Genomic DNA, 17,848 nt, shown 5'->3' on the forward strand with positions numbered 1-17,848 from the left:
ACCGACCCGGTTTCAAATCAGTTTCAAGATTGTAGAGCGGTCCTGCAGTTTGCTCTACCAAGTGTCCAGTTCGCAATTCGGAACTTGCAAGAGTTGGTGAATTCTTCAAACAAAAAAAGCCGCTCCTTCCTGAGAAAGAGCGGCTTACTGAAGATTTTGATTGTCAGTGTTGAGGTAATCGCTGCTGACTTTGCTTTGTTCTCTTCGCTTACAGTTCGTTCAGTCCTGCAGGAACCTGATTGGCCTGTGGGTTGAACATGCCTGGGCGAGGGTAGTGAGAAGGAAAGTTTGAAGTGTTGTTGAAGTTGTAGTTGCTAGGAACGTTGTTGAAGTTTGGAGCGTTCATGTTTCCGTTGTTGAACGCTGGGGCACCGTTCCAGCTGTTTGACAGATTGTAGTTCTGGTTTGGAGCTGGGAAGTTTGGTGTGCTATTGAAGTTGTAGTTGTTAGGAACGTTGTTGTAGTTTGGAGCGTTCATGTTTCCATTGTTGAACGCTGGGGCACCGTTCCAGCCGTTTGACAGGTTATAGTTCTGTCCTGGAGCTGGGAAGTTTGGATTGACGTTAGGATAGTTTGGTGTGTAGTTGCTGTTGTTGAAATTGTAGTTGTTTGGAGCGTTGTAGTTCTGACCAATGTTCAACTGGTTGCGGTTCAGGTTTCCTGAGAGCAGCATGCTTGGAGCATTCTGGTTGATCAGGGTTTTTGCAGCCTGAACATCGGCGTCGTTGTCTGTTCCACGGTATCCGGTCACCTGAGTGTTCACTGTGACATCTGGAGTCACTCCGCTTCCGGACATTTCGCGGCCATTTGGGCTGTAGAACTTTGCTGTGGTCAACTTCAGGATCGCTGGGGCAGAGTTCATTGGGAAGTGGGTCTGAACAGTTCCTTTTCCGTATGAAGTTCGGCCGACGACGATTCCTCGATCATTTTCCTGGATTGCTGCTGCAAAGATTTCGCTGGCACTTGCTGAGTTGTCGTCGACAAGGACCACCAGTGGGACAGCCCAGGTCTGGGCAAACTTTGCAACTTCCTGAGTGTTGTCTGATGCGTTACGACCTTTTGTGGAAACGATCACACCTTTAGTCAGGAACATGTCAGAGATTTCGACACAGACATCCAACAGTCCACCTGGGTTTCCTCGGAGGTCGAAGACCAGATTCTTCATTCCCTGATTGTGCAGAGAGAACAGAGCCTTTTCGAGATCCACCTTTGAAGACTCAGAGAACTGCTTCATGCGGATGTAACCAGTTGCAGTTGCTGGGTCGATGATTTTTACTCCAGTGACGCTGCTGACATAGAACCGGCGACGAACCATTGTTCCGCGAAACTTCTGACCGTCGCGGCTGATATCAACTGTGATTGAAGATCCGGCTGCACCGCCCAATCGATCTGCGACTTCGTTCAGGGTTCGTCCAGCCATGTTCTGCTGAGCGATTGCGACGATGAGGTCACCTTCTCGCAAACCCAGTTCAGCTGCTGGGCTGTTTTCGACAACCCCGATGATTTCCACTCCCTGAGCATGAGCTTTCAGTTCAACACCCACCCCGACAATGTTTTCTTCCAGTCCGGCAGTCATGACTGTGTCGAGCATTGCACCTGGGGCACCGTTTCCTGCTTCAGGCATAAAGGCTGAGTATTTATCCAGTGAGTCCATTGTTCCGTTGAAGAATTCCAGTGCGACGGCTTCACGTCGAATCCCTGTTCCACGGCTGACCAGTTCGGAGACAGTCTGCATCAGAGCCAGTGCCTGATTCGCATCACGGGCAACCTGAGTCTGAGCAACCTGCTGCAACTGCATCTGAACGCTCTGCAATGCCTGAGTGTTCTGGTTGACTCCGTTTGCTCGCAAGAATTCGCTGTTGTTAAGGGCCATCATCACGCCCATCACTGCTGCCTGTGTTCGCACTTCATATGAAGGTGGGTTCACATGGCGGGCATCGACCATCTGAGATGCTTCACGAAAGACTGTCTGCAGCTGGTTGAAGTTGCTGCGAGCCAGGAAGGTCTGCATCTTGGCGTTTGTCGCCCGCCCGCTGATTTTCAGCTGGGCGTCTTCTGCTGTGGTGCCGGAATTTCCCGACACCGCGGTTTTAAGTGGGACTACATCCTCCCGAGCGAGCGGTATCCCATCATCATTATTAATTGTCTTTTCGAAGCCAGCGTGCATGACTGGCGAAACGATTGAGCTATTTGATGGAGTCGCGACAGCTGGCAGTTGGTCGTTGGTGCCCTCGGCTTTTGCGGTTCCAGAGATGAGCAAAAGAACCAGTGCGAGTGCGATTTTGACCGAGTTGCTCAAGGCTGTGGGGTTTTTAGTCTTCATAGGAGTCATTCCTGATTTGATGGTTTGTAATGTTAGCTGCGTTCAGAGTCGTTCTGTACAAAATTTGCTAGTGAGCCATCGGAATTGGGGCTGCCGAGACAGTTACAGCGGCTGGGCGATCAAGGCTGTCTACCAGTTCACCGCGAAGAACTCGTGTGGTTGTTGGAGCCTCGACTCCGATCTTCACTTTTCCGCGTCCGCATGAGATCACCTTGATTACAATTGAGTCGCCGATTTGGATCAGTTCGCCTTTTTTTCGGGTGAGAACCAGCATGGTGAAGCTCCGTTTCCTTGGATTAACTGTTACTGTTGAACATGTCTTGGCGAGGTGATTTTCTTTGTTTGCCTTCTCGCCATCTGAAAAAGATCTAATGCAGTCGCCGTGCCAATTGCTTTTTGTAGTGGTTTGAATTATGTGTAAGTGCTGTTTATGGTTAGCTATACGTTTTGTGGAAATTTTAATTTTGGATTGGGGTTGACACTGCTAGGTGCGTTCTCTTGTAAACCGTTCACAGCTTTGCAACTCATTCTGGCGACCTTACAACCAGATGCGTGATCGAATTGTAGACGAACGGCATTCCCTGCCGGTTCAAAAATTTCTTGAGGCGTCCACGATTCGATAATAAACCGGCGTACACCATTGCAGAATTGGAAGAGTTTTTCTTAAAGGAAATCTTGAGCTGTTTTCTCCATTTTTGTGTGTGACGTTGATGAGAAGTTCAGGCACAGGCGACCAGCAGGCAAGAATTGCTGGACAGTCTGCTTCGCCTCTCGATGGCGACATGCTCCCAGCGATGGGCGAGTCGGGGGGAAACTCGATATGATCAGTGGTCTCAGATTGAGAAGCGATTCTCGTACAGCGACGAAATCAAGGCTTGGATCTGGTCCTGCGACGGTGATGAGTCTCCCCGGTCGATGAAGGGGGACCGTGGGACTGGGTTTCCTACCAGTGAAGATGACAATGCAGCAGCGGATTGGAATTGGTCACGACACTCACCGGCTTGAGGCGGGGCTCGATCTCTATTTCGGGGGAATCAAGGTGCCCCATGAGAAAGGCTGTGTTGCTCACAGTGACGGAGATGTGCTTCTCCATGCGTTGACTGATGCCATTCTGGGAGCACTTGCCTGGGGGGATATTGGAGACTGGTTTCCAGACACAGCCCCTGAGTTCAAAGGGGCGGATTCCAAGGTGTTGCTGAATCGCGTTCTGGAAAAGGTGTTTGCCGAAGGGTGGTCAGTGGTGAATGCCGACTGCATCATCTTTGCTCAACGTCCAAAGCTGGCTCAATTGAAATCAGAGATTCGCGACTCTGTTGCAGGGCTGTTGCGAGTGGAATCCACGCAGGTCAACGTAAAAGCAAAAACTGGCGAGCACGTAGGTCCGATCGGGCGACAGGAAGCGGTCTCAGCGGAAGTCGTCGTTTTGCTGAGCCGCGCATAGTTTCTGATTCAACTGAAAATCGATCCTGAGTCTCGTCTTGGATCATCAAGTAAGACAAGCTGTTCGAACTCAAACGGTGAATTGTGGCTGAACGTATTTTGATTTCTGGAGCACAGTGTCATTTTCCGGAAGGGGCCAGGCTAGCCAATGTACTTCTGGAAGGATCAAAGATTCTGGCGATTGATCCACCGGCAACGACTCGTGTGGATGAAACGATCGATGCAACCGGGTTACATTTGATCCCCGGCGTGATTGACGATCAGGTTCACTTTCGCGAACCCGGGCTTGAGCACAAAGAAGATCTGCACACAGGCAGTCTGGCTTGCGCCAAAGGGGGCGTGACAACGTTTCTGGAGATGCCGAACACCAATCCGGCAACGGTGACGCTTGAAGCCTTGCATGACAAGCTGGATCGAGCCGCCAGCAAATCCGTTGTGAATTACGGATTCTATATTGGAGCGACCGCAGAGAATCTTCCGGTCTTGCAACAGGCCAAACGGACGCCGGGCATCAAGATCTTTATTGGTTCGAGCACCGGGAATCTTCTGGTTGACGAACAGGAAGCGCTGGAACGCATCTTTGCGGAAACAACACTGCCGATCTGTGCTCACTGCGAAGATGAGACAACAGTTCGCAGTAATAAAGACCGAGTTGGCGCCAGCGCAACATTGGAAGACCACTCTCGAATCCGTGATCATGAGGCCGCCCTGATCGCAACAAAGCGAGCCGTTGATCTCGCGACTCGTTACCGACATCGCTTTCATGTGCTGCACGTCTCAACGGCTCAAGAAGTCGAGTTTCTGCGCAACAGGCCAAGTTGGGTGACAGCAGAAGCATGCCCGCATCACCTGTTCTTCAATGTCGATGACTACGCTCGACTGGGAACTCGGGTGCAGATGAATCCTTCAATTAAACTCGCCTCGGACAATGATGTGATCTGGCAGGGGCTCCGTGATGGGGTGATTGAAGTCATCGCGACGGACCACGCACCGCATACGCTCGAAGAGAAGGCACAGCCTTATCCGAAATCCCCATCAGGGTTGCCAGCCGTTGAGAACTCTCTCGCACTGATGCTCGATGCATGCAACCGCGGACTATGCACACTGGATCAGATCGTCAGCTGGATGTGTGCTGCTCCTGCGAGAATTTGGGACATGCAAGGCAAGGGAGCGATTCGCGAAGGATTCGACGCCGATCTGGTTCTGGTAGACATGAACCTGAAGCAGACAATTCGCGATGCCGAGCAATTGACTAAGTCGCAGTGGAGCCCGTGGGACGGTGTCGAGCTGACAGGGTGGCCAGTGCGAACTCTTGTGTTGGGCAAGACCGTGTTTCACGAAGGACGCGTGGACGCCAATGCTCGCGGTGGTGAGGTCACCTACCATCATTAGGCCGTGCGATCTGCCCTCAGTTGAGTTCGATAGAAATAAGAAATGCCCGGCATGATCAAGTCATGTCGGGCATTTTTGTTTTAGGAGCACTTCAAGGTTTTAGACCGATTTGGTCTTAACGATGCCAGTGGTGTTGATGTTGGTGTTGACGTGGCGGATATCCTCCACCTGGATATGGTGGACGTGGTGGGTAACCCACTCCTGGGTATTGCGGCCAAGGTTGGCGCGGTGGATACGGCGGCCAAGGTTGACGTGGTGGGTACGGCGGTCGCCCCATGCCACTTCCAGGTCCACCGATACCGATTTGCAATTGTCCAGGCCCGGAGCCAATGTTCATGTAAAAGCCTCCTCCTCCTCCGCCATGACCACCGTGTCCGCCATGTCGGCTGTCACCTTCGAGTTTGGCGATCGTGGCGATGATACGATTCTGATTTGTTGCAGGATCGTCTGGAAGAGCTTTGATCTCTCCACTGCGGCGTTTCAGGAATTCCTTCTGAGCTTCTGTCAGTCCTGAGGTTGTATCGATAACCGAATCGAAGCTTTCGAGGGCGGATTTGTCGCTCAGCAGTTCCGCGTTTCGCAGTTGATCAAGCAGATAGCTGTAAGTGGCGATCCCTTGAAGCGAAGTCTGATTGAGATCCACTTTCATAGCAGGTTCGTCTCTTCGGCTAGCGCCAGCGAGTTTATTGCTGCTTTTTGTTGAAGCAACAACGTCGTCATACTTCAGATGAGTTGCTGCCTGTTCGATTCGTCCCAATGCGGCTTTGTCGTCCGAGCTCTGAGCAATCTTTGTTGCGAGATTGAGCAGATCTTTAGAACTCCCTGCTTTGTGAGAGCGAAGCAGAATTCGTTCGCCTTCCGCCAGTTGCAGGGCGATGTCGGTGAGTGCTGCGGCATCCTTAGCTGACCAAGCCGGACCCAATAGCGTGATGTCGACATACTGGTTAAAGGCAGGGTCGTTCAGTTCATTCGGGATCGTGTACACCGGCATTTCTTCTGCCACGACGGCATCGTCTGCTGGTGCTTCTGTCGCCGTCTGGGCAACAGCCGGTGACACACACAGTCCTAGTAGGACTGCCAGTGCTCCGGCGCAAAACGAGAACTTCTTCATGGTATTCCTTTCAGTCGAGAAAACGGTTCAAACCATTGTTCCCCATCCTGAGGTCACCGCAGGGAGGCATCCGTGACGCTCCCGGTCTTCTGCGTCGCTGCGTGTTATTCCGCTGCGACTGGAGGGGCTACTCGTGTCAGGTCACTGCCAGACACTTTGTAAACAGCCCAAAAGTAGGGATGAATCCAGGGATCTCCTGGCCCTTCAGTGCGACGGTCTTTGAGGAACGCTCGTTGAGCATTCGCCACGGCCCGAGGTGTGGTGTCTCCGTCGACAAGGGACTTGAAAGCATGATTCATGATTTCAGATCCCGTTGCGTCGTAGACATCCCAAACACCGTCGACAACTGTTTTCACTCCGGAGTGCAACAAGGCCCGTTCAATTCCAAACAGCTCGTCGCCTGCGATGGGAGAGCGATCTGCCAGCCCTGAGTAACAGGCACTTAGCACTGCGATACATGCTTCTAAACGAGATCCGTAGATCTCACCGGCCATGAAATTTCCATCATTTTCAGAATCGCTGTGACAAAGAAGATGGCTGGTTAATGGTGCGTCTGGAATGTTCGTACCATGGGTTCCAATGAAGACCAGGCCAGGTCGCTTCATCAGGTTTTGCATTGTCTTTTCCGTGACATTACTCCCTGTGGCGATCGTTTTGAGTTGAGCAGGAAAGCTCCGTCGGACATTTTCGAGATCAGAGTTCACGCCGGGGAGAGGAGCCGCGTTTGCAAACGAAGCGATCCCGATGGCGTTCACTTCTCTTGCGACCTGATCTTCCTTCTGCCGCAAGATTTGCCAGGTTGCAATTGAAGGGGCGTAGACGAGATTGACATCCTGTTCAATCCAGAACTTGGGCATTGCGGATTCGAATGCCCCGCGTTTCGTAGTGTCTGTTTCTGTGACAAGAGCCGCGAATGGGAAGTAATGCAGCAGGTGTTGCGGCACGATGACGATCGTTTCGGCCTGTGCAAGCTGGGGGCGAATCGACTGTGGAATCAGTTCATGCCAGAATCGATGGAGATCGTCCTGCCATTTGCTGTTAAACGGCTGGCCGGGAGGAGTATTTCGAAGGAGTTTGCCTGCCGCTCCTTCCATCTCATTCAGGAAGGTTCGAACTCTGGCGATGAACTCTGGCGTTTGAACAGGCGACCCGTCCTGCTGGGTCAACCTCACTGCGGTGATCTGAGGCGTCTGTTCAGCACTCCCTTGAATACAGAGGACCCAGGCTTGTTCTTCGCCAAGGAAATATTCCAGTGCCACCACTTTCTCTGGCCATGCCTGAGCGATTGCAGGGGGCTCCGCGGCGTGTGCCGCCTTGTTCGTAACGGGGGTGGTGCTGAACTCAAGTATCTCCTGCAATGCTCGTGCTTTGGCTGTCTCGATCATTTGCAGTGCGGTCGTATTGTCCCCGCGTTCGAGAAGGAGCTCGACAAGTCGATTAGTGACATAAGCACGTCTGGCCAGAAAACCAGCCTGACCCAGTCCGATCACGTCTCCAGGGAACTGGTTGCGTAGGTATTCTGAAAGCTGATGTGATCCGTAAAGCGAATCGTAAGCGTTCCGCCTGAGTTGTTGAGAACGCGTTGCATCGGCCTGACGCGCCAAGCCTAATTGGGCAAGTCCTTGCAAACGCAGAATTCCTTCGACACCAAGAATCGAGCCCATCTTGATGTAGGCTTCCAGTGCGTGGTCGCAGGCAGCGAGGCACTCCTGGAATCGTTGGCGCCGATGGTGGAGTTGGGCCTGAACTTCAGCAGCGGCCCCGCGCGTGGCATGGTCGCTTTTGTTGTCTGATGTCAATTCAATCGATGCGAGTCGCACGGCCTGACGATTGGCACCCTCTTCCAGTTGTAGGTGTCTTTGTTGCTCTGGGAGGCCAGCGTTGATGGTGTAGATCGTATCTGCCAGTGCGGCGTAGTGCCGAGCCAGGCTGACCTTCGCTGCGGCCTCATGGTCAGGGCCAATTTGGGTTCCGAGTGCCAGTGCCTGACGATATTGCAGCTCTCCGCGGAGCCAGTGGGAGAGCAGCTCATAAAGTGTGTCACCGCCTCCGCTGGCTGCGAGCATGGTGCGGTTGTTCAGCCCGTTCTGAACTTGTCGTAGCAGGAAGTTGCCGTAATTGTTGTGAATGCGAAATGCATCTGCTGGCGGTGCGGAATTGATGTCCTCCAGCGCCGCTTGAAATTCGCCTCCAGCAGTCGCAGCGAGGGTGGCACTAGATTCTGCAAGTGCGACACCGCGATACATTTTCGCAAGACGTGCTGAACGCGCCCCTGAGTTGGCCTCTGGTGAATTCAAGACTTCTACTGCAAGATCCCATTGTCCTCTTGCGAGCAGATCTCTGGCCCAGTCGATTACCTTCAATTCAGGGTCACCATTCGGCTCAGGTGGATTGGTTCCTGTAAGTCGATCCTGGATTTCAGAACGAAGGGTCTTGAGGTGATCCGATAGATTGTCGCGGGAGAGAATGTCTAGAACATCAGCCAGAAACGGTGTTGGTTGTCCGTCACTGGTTGCTTTGAGCAATGTTTCAACTGTCAGCTGATCAGCGAGGTCTGGCGAAAGCTTTGCAAACTGATCTCTGAATGCCCGGCTTTTCTGAAGAAGGTTCTCTGCGGATTTCTGATCGATCACATGGAACGACGCGGTTTCATCGGCCTGATGCAACCTCAGTAGATATCGACCGGGAGGGAGGCCATTTTCGAGTTCAGCTGGTCGGTTCGGAATGTCCGACCAATGGAGCGTCTGGACTCCTGCCGCGAAGGGGAAGTCCCATTTTGTGCGACCGTATGTTAGTGTGCAATTGTCGGCAGGGAAATGAGGCTCGGTGCTGCGAGCGCTTCTTCGGATTGACACTTTGCCACTGAGATTCCATCCCTCGTGGATAGGGGTAAGCAACGATCTTTCTCCGAAGTTTCTGACGATCTCTCCGCTTGCCAGTTGGTCCAAATGACTGACTGCAACGGTCATCACATTGCTGTTTCCGGAGAGGTCACCTCGGCTGACGCTGCCTAATGGGGACAGGGATGTCGACTGCGATGGCTCTGTGCTGTTCGCGTCAATGGGAAGCCGAAGGAAATGAGCCTTTAAACCATTACGTGTGATGAAGTAGCCAATCTGATTCTGGTTCTGTCCCGGTAGCGTGGGGACCTTTTCGACAAGAATCTCTTTGTTCGAATCTTCGCGAATCAGAATTCCTGGCTGTGTGAGTGTTTGTGCTTGAGTCAGTGCTGGAGTTGCTGCCCAGACGATCAGAAAGAGTCCGAGTTTATGGACTGCCTGAATCCACTCTGGTTGAGTTGATCGAGATTTGGTTCTCTCGCTCGGCATGTCGTCATTCCCCATTAGTTAACACGTCTGACCGGTGCTGAGTGAATTTCTGGCATCTATAGTGTGATAAGAATGGATCGCGTTGTTTCTACTAACGACTGCGACATTCTGGGTGGTAATGCGAAATGTGACATGTTGCTTCACGGCATGCATGCATTTCCGGCAGTGGAGTAGCTGCTCCTTATTGCTTCATTCGCAATACGGTGTTTGAGGTTCTTTCGCGGCGATTTGTGGAGCCTTTGGTGTTGTGCTTTGTTGTCGGAGGTTGTTTCTCTCCGCAGGGAGTGTGTCTATCTTTAACTACAGTTGAGTATGAATTGGACGAGAATTCTTTAGTAAAACATTCATTTATTGTCTGCGTTTTCGATTTTTTTTGTGCATGCATGAACGATGCGTTTATGTGTTTTTCTGATTTTGTTTAGTGACTCGTGCGGCCGCTTAGCAGTCTTCTGAGCAGGGAAAATGCTGAATGTCGGGCGTCTGAATTGCTCCGTAGTTTTCAATATTGCTTGAGATCGCTCGTTCACTTCGTTTGCGATAAATTGGATCGAGTTCCAATCGAGTGCACTCGCTTTGGGCGCGGCGGGGACGGTCTGGAAATGCGAACATGCGGTCAACCAAAGTGGTCGACCGCATGTTCGAGAATCAGATTGGCAGTGGCAGGGTTTCTGTCACATGAGAGGTGTTCGCCTATTTGAAACGAATCGCATTGTCGTCGCTGTAGGGACTGTTTGCGTCGTTCTTCAGATTCGGGCCGTTACTCATGACCCATGTTTCTCCATTCGATTTGCTCTCGTACTCAAATGGTTGCCCAGAGTGTGCGTCGAGTGGGATCGATTTCAGATACTTCGGGGAGAGCTCGGAAAGGCTGGCCGGATACTTTGAATTGTCCTGACGGTACATCGCCAGTGCTGTTCCGATGAGAACGAGATCGCGACGAACACGTGCCCGTTCGTCGGTGAGTCGTCGTTGCCACCAGAGTGGCCGCAGCGACATTGCCATGTTTTCACCGATCAGTCGACTGGCAGCAACGGGGTCGGCCTTGAGCAGTGCGGTGAACTTTCGAGGATCAGCATCGTCGCTTTCTGTCCATTTCTCATACTGAGTATTGAGTTCAGCGAAGAGCTTATCTTGTTCTGTACGGTCTTTGGTTGCGAGCGCTTTGACAATCAAATCCCAGATTTCATCTGCTCGGCTTAGTGCCAGATCCCATTTCAATGTGGAAAGATCAGGGATCTCACTGGGTGGAAGGGTTTCCTGACCGGGTAATTCGAAGAAGCCAGAAACGGAGATCAAGTCGGTGCTGAGCAGTTCGATCTCTTGATGCACGATCGCCCGTTCACCGATATCGATGGCGCGATCAGCAGAATGAAGTGGGGGGAGTTCGCTGAGCGCTTTCGCGAAGGCTTCGAGCTGAGGTTTCGTCAGCGTGCCACTCTCGATCAGTCTGCATTCTGCATGGCAGATGATGGCATCAACAACATGGGCTTTTGCGACCGAGACATCAAGTGGCGAGCCATCAATCAGCAGCCAGGCGAGTCGGTGTCCGGTCATGAAATCTTGAATGCAGGCGTCGATGTTCCCTTGCTGAGCGTTTAAAAGTGCACGAGCAGCCAGCATCTTCGAGATGTATTGAAACCGTCGTTCGACATTGAGTGCTGCAGAAAGCAATCGGGGCGGCTGTTCGATGGAGAGCAGGGGGACATAGTATCGCGGCTTGTGAGACGCCTTCGTGATTACTTCCAGCATCTCTTTGTTGGCTTCTAGATATTCGGCGACACGAGGAAACTGCTTCGCTGTCCACAAGTGCTCTGCAGCGGCGAACATCTCTGCCTGAATATCGAGTGCAGTACCGTGAGCGTTCTCTGGCTTGACGCCATCCAGCGTCAGTGCAAACTCTCCCAGAGTGACGAAGAGCGGAGAGTTATCTGGGAGATCTTTGACACCCATGAGTTCGTAGGTGTCTCGCTTCAGTTCCGGTTCAAATGTATTCGGCCCGAATGCTTGCAACATCAGGACGGCAGCATTTTCTTCCGGGCGGAGATCCTTGGAAAGTTTCTCGTTGAGCGTCTTCATGCTGCCGACGAGTTCTGGTGGAATCTCCGGCTTCGTGACGGAGAAACCTTCAGGGAGTCCCTTAGGTGATGGATCCGCTGCATCGAGTTGAGCGACTCCGCAGGCCAGACTGACAACAGGGACAAGAACTCTGAGTTGCGAAAGCAGCTTTCGGGAAATCGCGTGCATTGTCGATCCGCGTCAAAAGGTCGCAGGTGTCATCGGCCATCAGAGAGATCCATTGGCCCTCTTCAGAGTCCCACTTTTCGAAGGGGTGGTCAATCGACAGTCTCCAAACTTGGCTGGCTCTTCATGGAATTCCTTGCCGGCAACAGGAGTGGATTTCTGGCTCTCAAGGCTCTTGTGTTGATGTTTGATGATCCGTCCGGGCATAAAAAAAGAGCGATGCAGAAAATCTGCATCGCTCCCGGAGTCGATCATTTCCATGTTTGCATGTCGAGAATTCGACGTGCAATCGATCTTAGTAGCGGTAGTGCTCTGGCTTGTATGGGCCAGTGACTGGAACGCCGAGGTAATCTGCCTGAGCCTGTGACAGGGTGGTCAGTTTCACACCGAGCTGAGCCAGGTGCAGACGGGCAACTTCTTCGTCGAGCTGCTTCGGCAGGACGTAGACACCGATTTCGTAGTTCTCGGTTTTGGTCCAGAGTTCGATCTGGGCGAGAACCTGATTCGTGAAGCTGTTGGACATCACGAATGATGGGTGGCCGGTTGCACAACCCAGGTTGACGAGACGACCTTCAGCCAGAACGAGGATCGCTTTTCCGTCTGGGTAGACGTACTTATCGACTGGACCGCCGACGTCTGAATCTTTCTTCACGCGGATGCGTTGGATGTCTTTGCGGTTGTTCAGGTAGGCGATGTTAATTTCGGAGTCAAAGTGACCGATGTTGCACACGATGGCGTTGTGCTTCATCTTGTCGAGGTGAGCTCCGGTGATGACGTCGATACACCCGGTGGTGGTCACGAAGATGTCGCCGAAGGTGGCGGCTTCTTCCATTGTGATGACCTGGAAACCTTCCATTGCAGCCTGCAATGCACAGATCGGGTCAACTTCAGTGACGATCACGCGTGCCCCGAGGCCGTCCATTGCGTCGGCACAACCCTTGCCCACATCGCCGTATCCGCAAACGACGACTGCCTTACCGGCAACCATGACGTCTGTGGCGCGTTTGATTCCGTCGGCGAGCGATTCGCGGCAACCGTACAGGTTGTCGAACTTGCTTTTGGTGACGGAGTCGTTGACGTTAATTGCAGGCAGGCCGAGTTTTCCGGCTGCGTGCATCTGAACGAGACGGTGAACTCCGGTGGTGGTTTCTTCTGAAAGCCCCTTGATCCCTTTCAGGAGTTCCGGGAATTTCTCGTGAACCATGATCGTCAGGTCGCCGCCGTCGTCGAGGATCATGTTCAACGGCTGTCCGTCTGGCCAGAACAGAGTCTGTTCGATGCACCAGTCGAATTCTTCGTTCGTTTCACCCTTCCAGGCGAAGACAGGGATTCCGACGGCGGCCATAGCGGCAGCGGCGTGATCCTGTGTGGAGAAGATGTTGCAGCTTGACCAGCGAACTTCTGCACCCAACTCGATCAGAGTTTCGATGAGAACAGCGGTCTGAATGGTCATGTGCAGGCAGCCAGCGATGCGGGCGCCTTTGAGTGGCTTGGTGGCTCCGTATTGCTTACGGATGGCCATCAGACCGGGCATCTCGTACTCGGCGAGTTCGATTTCTTTTCGTCCCAGATCGGCCAGGCTCAGGTCTTTGACTTTGAATGGAAGGGATTCCACGGTCGACATCAGCGATTCTCCTGCAATCGGAATAAGAGGAATGACAGGCTCTGATTCGGATGAAACTCCGACCCCTGTGATTCCTTCCAGTGTGAAAACGTAATTTATTGATTTGCATGCGGTTGCTGCAAATCGCATGGCGCCGAAATCCAATGCTGCTGTGAGAACAAACGTCGGCGTCGACCGCTTCTGTCTTCAGCTTTGGAACGCATCATGTGACGGGTGAGTATAGGTAAAACTATGTCAGTGAACAGTGTTTAATCTGGATTTCAGGTGATTTGACTCGATGTGTACTGCTGGTTTGCGATGGCCTTGAGTTGGGGATTTGACGTCCAAACAGGGGAACGGGACGCGATTTCAGGAACTCAACTCTGGCAGGTCCAGTCCCGCTTGAAGTCCCCGGCACAAGCGGCGAAACTGTTCTGAAACTCCCGTTGCGTCGAGCAGATGGGAGTTTTCAAGGTGCTGTTGATGCATTTTGAAGCTGTACCGAGCTGAATCTGTGCTGATTTAAGTCAGTGCCAAACAGTCCTGTCATTCCTCGCCGAAGATCTTGATTATGTTTGACTCGTTGAGTGCCACCCTCTTTCAGGAACTCGAAGACTTTGTCCTGATTGATCCCCATTCGCATATCAATCCACTGTCTGCTGCTTCGAAAAACCTGGCAGACATTATGGGGTATCACTACTACACCGAGCTGGCGCATTCGGCAGGGTTGCCTAAGTCCCAGATTGAAGGCCCAGGGATTTCTCCCAAAGAGAAAGTCGGCCGCCTCGTTGAACGATTGAGCGATCTCGATAATACGATTCAGGTGAGCTGGTTGCTCGATATCTGTCGTGAATTCTTTGACTTCAAAGATGAGCGGATTACCGCGTCGAACTGGGAGTCGCTTTACGATACGGCCGAGCAGAAAATGGCTCAGCCAGATTGGGAGCAACATGTTCTCAAGCACAGTAAGATCGAAAAGGTCTTCCTGACTAACGACTTCGACGATCCGCTCGCCGGATTTGATACCAACGTTTATATCCCATGCCTGCGCACGGATGATCTCGTCTTCCACTTCAGCAAGAAGCCGGTTCAGGAACGGCTGGCAAAAGCGACTGGTGTTGAAATCGGAGATGCGGCGACATTACGGACCGCAATTGGCAAGCTTTTCGAACACTTTGTCAGTAAAGGCTGTCGAGCCTGTGCGATTTCGCTCCCGCCGACATTCTCTCCGAAAAAGATCGACGTCGCTGCCGCGACAGCCGTCGTGCAGCGTGCAGTGCAGGGACAGGCTCTGACTTCTGCTGAAGAGGATGTGCTGTCCTGTTATGCCTTCTGGACGCTAACGGAATTCTGCGCGGAGTACAAACTCCCGTTCGATCTGATGATTGGTGTGAATCGTCGAGTTTATGAAGACGGTGTCTATCAGGGACAAGACCTGTATGACTCACGCGTGTCATTGATCCAGTATCGTGAAGTTCTGAATGCCTTCCCGCAGGTGACCTTTCCGATCTCTGTGCTGACACACATGAGCAATCAGGAACTGGTCAGTTACAGTTGGATCTTTCCGAATGTTGTTGCGAATGGACATTGGTGGTATTCCAATACACCAGCGTTCATTGAGATGGATACGAAGAGCCGGCTGGAGGCGATTCCAAGAAACAAGGTCATCGGCTACTACAGCGATATGTATAAGCTGGAGTTCGCCTTGCCGAAATTCCGTATGTATCGCCGGATTCTGGCTCAGGTGCTCGCGGAAGAGTTTGTTCGGCATCGCAAGTGGTCAGAAGAGCAGTCGCTCGCCCTTGGCAAGCAAGTCTTGCGTGGGAACGTGGAACGGATCTTCAACATCTGACGTTGTGTCAGGGCAAACGCACGTAAGAGTTCGTAAATCGGCAGCGGCTGTTCAGGGAATTGAGGCGTGTTCTGGTTGGCAAAAAGCGACTGTGATGCGATGATTTTCTGAGCAGTTGAGGTTCTGGGAGATTTCCACAATGAGTTCTAATCGACTTGTGTTGCTGCAAGATGGCCAGGCTCGCACTTTCGAGTTAGGCGACTCGGAGATTTTCATCGGACGCTTGCCTGAGTGCGAAGTTCAGCTTGTTTCCAATATGGTCTCTCGTAAACACGCTCGTGTCTTTCGAGAGGGGGCTGAGTTCTTTGTCGAAGATCTGGGGAGTGGAAACGGCACGTTTGTGAATGGGCAGAAAATTGCCCAAACACACCGCTTGCGGACAAATGATCGCCTGAAGTTTGGCCCTGTTCTGGTCCGGTTTGAGTCAGATGCCGAAGAGGTGGACCCGAGCCCTTCGGTCTCTCGTGTGTTACAGGCCGCTGGAAATATTGCGTCGGTGCAGATTCAGGAAGATCAGGAGCGGCCCACTTCGCTGATTCTGGGATCACTTGATGGCAAGGCTGCCTTCAGTCTGGATGTTCGACCTCAGGAGAAGCTGAAGGCTGTTCTGGAGATCAGCCGGGCACTGGCCGGAACTCTGGAGATCGAGAAGCTCCTTCCTCGAATTCTCGATTCCTTGTTTCAGATCTTTCCTGCAGCGGATCGGGGTTGCATTCTGTTGAAGGACGCGCGGACCTTGGAAATGGTTCCTCGCGCCATGAAGCATCGTCGGGAAGGTGATGATGCTTCGGTGAAGTTGAGCCGAACAATCGTGAACTCCGTTCTGAATCAGAAAAAGGCAATCCTGTCTGCTGATGCGGCGAGTGATTCACGGTTCGATGCGAGCGAGTCGATCTCGGCTCTCACGATCCGTTCAATGATGTGCGTTCCGATGTTGGACCTGCAGGGGGAACCGGTGGGGATCATTCACATTGATACCCAGAACCCTTTGACTCAATTCCGCAGTGACGACCTCGATATCATGATGACCGTCGCGGGACAGGCGGCGATCAGCTATGAAACTGCGAAGCTGTTGACGTCTTACGTGCAAAAGCAAAAACAAGACAACGAGATGAACATCGCGAGAAATGTTCAACATGCGTTGTTGCCGGAAACGCTGCCTGAAGTGAACGGGTATCAGTTCTTCGCCTCTTACGACTCAGCTCAGGCGGTCGGCGGAGATTACTACGACATCATTTCTGCGAACGATGGCCGCATCTGGCTGGCGTTCGGGGATGTTGCCGGAAAAGGGGTCCCGGCATCGCTGGTCATGTCGCGAATGTCGAGCATTGTGCGAAGTGTCAGCGAGTTTGTGACAGATGCCAGTGAGGCTGTGTCGCGAATCAATGATCACATGTGTGCCCGGGCTGTTGAGGGGCGGTTCGTTACATTCGTGCTCGTGATTCTCGATCTGACTCAGCACAAGATGTCGATTGTGAATGCAGGGCACATGTTGCCAATGATTCGCAAGCCGGATGGCTCGATTGAAGAAGTGGGTGAAGAAAGCGTCGGTGTGCCGATCGGTGTCATTGAAGGTTTCCCGTTTGACGCGATCGAATGCTCGATCGGGCCGGGTGAGACCGTCGTGATTTATACCGATGGCGTCAGTGAAGCAATGAACCCCAAGAATGAGCTCTATGGGATGGATCGGCTCAGGGACTTCGTGAAGAACGGTCCCGTTCCGCCATCTGATCTGGGTGTCGCCATTCGTGAGGATGTTCGCAAATTTGCCAATGGCCGCGAGCAGAATGACGATATCACTCTGATGGTCTTTGGACGCATGTAGCCAATCGGCCCAGGCTCGGCGTTGGTGTTCCGTCAGCGCCGGTTGAGTGGTGGAAGAGGTCGCACCGCAGTGTGCGGCCTCTGGGTCGCAAGCTCGATGAAACTCGGAGCCGCAGAGGCTAATTTGCAGCTTTGGGTGAGGACTGCCTTGCAGTGGCGTTCGCGGAACTCTCTTGAGCCTGACGTTCGAGTCGCTCTTTCAGTGCAGTACTGGCAGCTGGTCCACAGATCAGGCGAAAGTCGGGACCGCAAATGATATCGCCGGTTTCCTGATCCACTAATGCTGGTTCAGCGATGCTTCCGCTGCGATCGTTAAAGATAACGAGGCTTTTTCCTTCGGGGGCAAAGTGTTTGTTTCCCCAAGCCAGCAACGAGAAGAGGACTGGTTGGAAGTCGCGGCCCTTTTCGGTCAGTTGATATTCTTCGCGAGGAGGATGATCACAATACCGATGCTTTTCCAGAAGCCCATCATCGACAAGTGACTTAAGTCTTCGAGTCAATATGGTTGGAGCGATTTCGAGACTCTTCTGGAAAGCGTCGAAGCGAGTCGTTCCCTGCAGGGCATCGCGTAAAATGAGGATGCTCCACCAGTCGCCGATCTGATCGACACACCTGGCAACAGGGCATTCAGACTGTCCAACCCGTTTACGTTGCATTGACGATAATAGAAGTTAGTCGCTACTGTTATAGTAGTGACTCGCTGGCAAATTGATAGAGTGACAGAGTGTGCGCG

At 52.5% G+C, this 17,848-nt stretch carries 11 protein-coding genes; 4 read left to right on the top strand and 7 right to left on the bottom strand.

Annotated features, from left to right (window positions below):
• Positions 1–208: 208 nt before the first annotated feature.
• Positions 209–2,323, bottom strand: a complete 2,115-nt coding sequence (locus SH527x_RS19050; protein ID WP_437192278.1) for a S41 family peptidase — start codon at positions 2,321–2,323, stop codon at positions 209–211.
• A gap of 67 nt (positions 2,324–2,390) precedes the next feature.
• Positions 2,391–2,597, bottom strand: coding sequence for a carbon storage regulator (locus SH527x_RS19055; RefSeq protein WP_437192279.1), 207 nt, complete (start codon positions 2,595–2,597; stop codon positions 2,391–2,393).
• Between the two features lie 687 nt (positions 2,598–3,284).
• Between SH527x_RS19055 and ispF the strand changes: the two genes are divergently transcribed.
• Positions 3,285–3,764, top strand: coding sequence for a 2-C-methyl-D-erythritol 2,4-cyclodiphosphate synthase (gene ispF, locus SH527x_RS19060; RefSeq protein ID WP_437192280.1), 480 nt, complete (start codon positions 3,285–3,287; stop codon positions 3,762–3,764).
• 83 nt (positions 3,765–3,847) lie between these two features.
• Positions 3,848–5,155 (top strand): dihydroorotase, encoded by a 1,308-nt coding sequence (locus SH527x_RS19065; protein WP_437192281.1) that lies wholly within the window; start codon positions 3,848–3,850, stop codon positions 5,153–5,155.
• A 115-nt stretch (positions 5,156–5,270) separates the two neighbouring features.
• On the opposite strand, the gene SH527x_RS19070 is transcribed toward SH527x_RS19065, so the two are convergent.
• The 4 genes from SH527x_RS19070 to ahcY form a co-directional block, all read right to left on the bottom strand.
• Entirely contained in the window at positions 5,271–6,266 is a 996-nt protein-coding gene (locus SH527x_RS19070; RefSeq protein WP_437192282.1) for a hypothetical protein, read from the bottom strand.
• Positions 6,267–6,370: 104 nt separating this feature from the next.
• Complete coding sequence (locus SH527x_RS19075; RefSeq protein WP_437192283.1) at positions 6,371–9,595, bottom strand: CHAT domain-containing protein; 3,225 nt, start codon at positions 9,593–9,595, stop codon at positions 6,371–6,373.
• 690 nt (positions 9,596–10,285) lie between these two features.
• Entirely contained in the window at positions 10,286–11,839 is a 1,554-nt protein-coding gene (locus tag SH527x_RS19080) for a type II secretion system protein (RefSeq protein WP_437192284.1), read from the bottom strand.
• Positions 11,840–12,131: 292 nt separating this feature from the next.
• A complete protein-coding gene (gene ahcY / locus SH527x_RS19085) occupies positions 12,132–13,460 on the bottom strand; it encodes an adenosylhomocysteinase (protein WP_437192285.1) in 1,329 nt (442 codons plus the stop codon).
• A 550-nt stretch (positions 13,461–14,010) separates the two neighbouring features.
• Between ahcY and SH527x_RS19090 the strand changes: the two genes are divergently transcribed.
• Both SH527x_RS19090 and SH527x_RS19095 read left to right on the top strand, forming a co-directional pair.
• Positions 14,011–15,291: a glucuronate isomerase gene (locus SH527x_RS19090; protein ID WP_437192286.1), complete on the top strand. Its 1,281-nt coding sequence runs from the start codon at positions 14,011–14,013 to the stop codon at positions 15,289–15,291.
• 139 nt (positions 15,292–15,430) lie between these two features.
• Complete coding sequence (locus SH527x_RS19095) at positions 15,431–17,116, top strand: SpoIIE family protein phosphatase (RefSeq protein WP_437192287.1); 1,686 nt, start codon at positions 15,431–15,433, stop codon at positions 17,114–17,116.
• Positions 17,117–17,234: 118 nt separating this feature from the next.
• On the opposite strand, the gene SH527x_RS19100 is transcribed toward SH527x_RS19095, so the two are convergent.
• Complete coding sequence (locus SH527x_RS19100; protein ID WP_437192288.1) at positions 17,235–17,771, bottom strand: winged helix-turn-helix transcriptional regulator; 537 nt, start codon at positions 17,769–17,771, stop codon at positions 17,235–17,237.
• Positions 17,772–17,848: the final 77 nt, after the last annotated feature.

This window comes from Planctomicrobium limosum, assembly GCF_051465645.1.
In the GTDB taxonomy this organism is placed as follows: Bacteria; Planctomycetota; Planctomycetia; order Planctomycetales; family Planctomycetaceae; genus Planctomicrobium.

Bases quoted from the DNA above. Each gene is read 5' to 3' on its own strand.
- SH527x_RS19050 (WP_437192278.1), bottom strand. From the start codon at position 2,323: ATGAAGACTAAAAACCCCACAGCCTTGAGCAACTCGGTCAAAATCGCA.
- SH527x_RS19055 (WP_437192279.1), bottom strand. From the start codon at position 2,597: ATGCTGGTTCTCACCCGAAAAAAAGGCGAACTGATCCAAATCGGCGAC.
- ispF (WP_437192280.1), top strand. From the start codon at position 3,285: ATGCAGCAGCGGATTGGAATTGGTCACGACACTCACCGGCTTGAGGCG.
- SH527x_RS19070 (WP_437192282.1), bottom strand. From the start codon at position 6,266: ATGAAGAAGTTCTCGTTTTGCGCCGGAGCACTGGCAGTCCTACTAGGA.
- SH527x_RS19075 (WP_437192283.1), bottom strand. From the start codon at position 9,595: ATGCCGAGCGAGAGAACCAAATCTCGATCAACTCAACCAGAGTGGATT.
- SH527x_RS19080 (WP_437192284.1), bottom strand. From the start codon at position 11,839: ATGCACGCGATTTCCCGAAAGCTGCTTTCGCAACTCAGAGTTCTTGTC.
- ahcY (WP_437192285.1), bottom strand. From the start codon at position 13,460: ATGTCGACCGTGGAATCCCTTCCATTCAAAGTCAAAGACCTGAGCCTG.
- SH527x_RS19090 (WP_437192286.1), top strand. From the start codon at position 14,011: ATGTTTGACTCGTTGAGTGCCACCCTCTTTCAGGAACTCGAAGACTTT.
- SH527x_RS19095 (WP_437192287.1), top strand. From the start codon at position 15,431: ATGAGTTCTAATCGACTTGTGTTGCTGCAAGATGGCCAGGCTCGCACT.
- SH527x_RS19100 (WP_437192288.1), bottom strand. From the start codon at position 17,771: ATGCAACGTAAACGGGTTGGACAGTCTGAATGCCCTGTTGCCAGGTGT.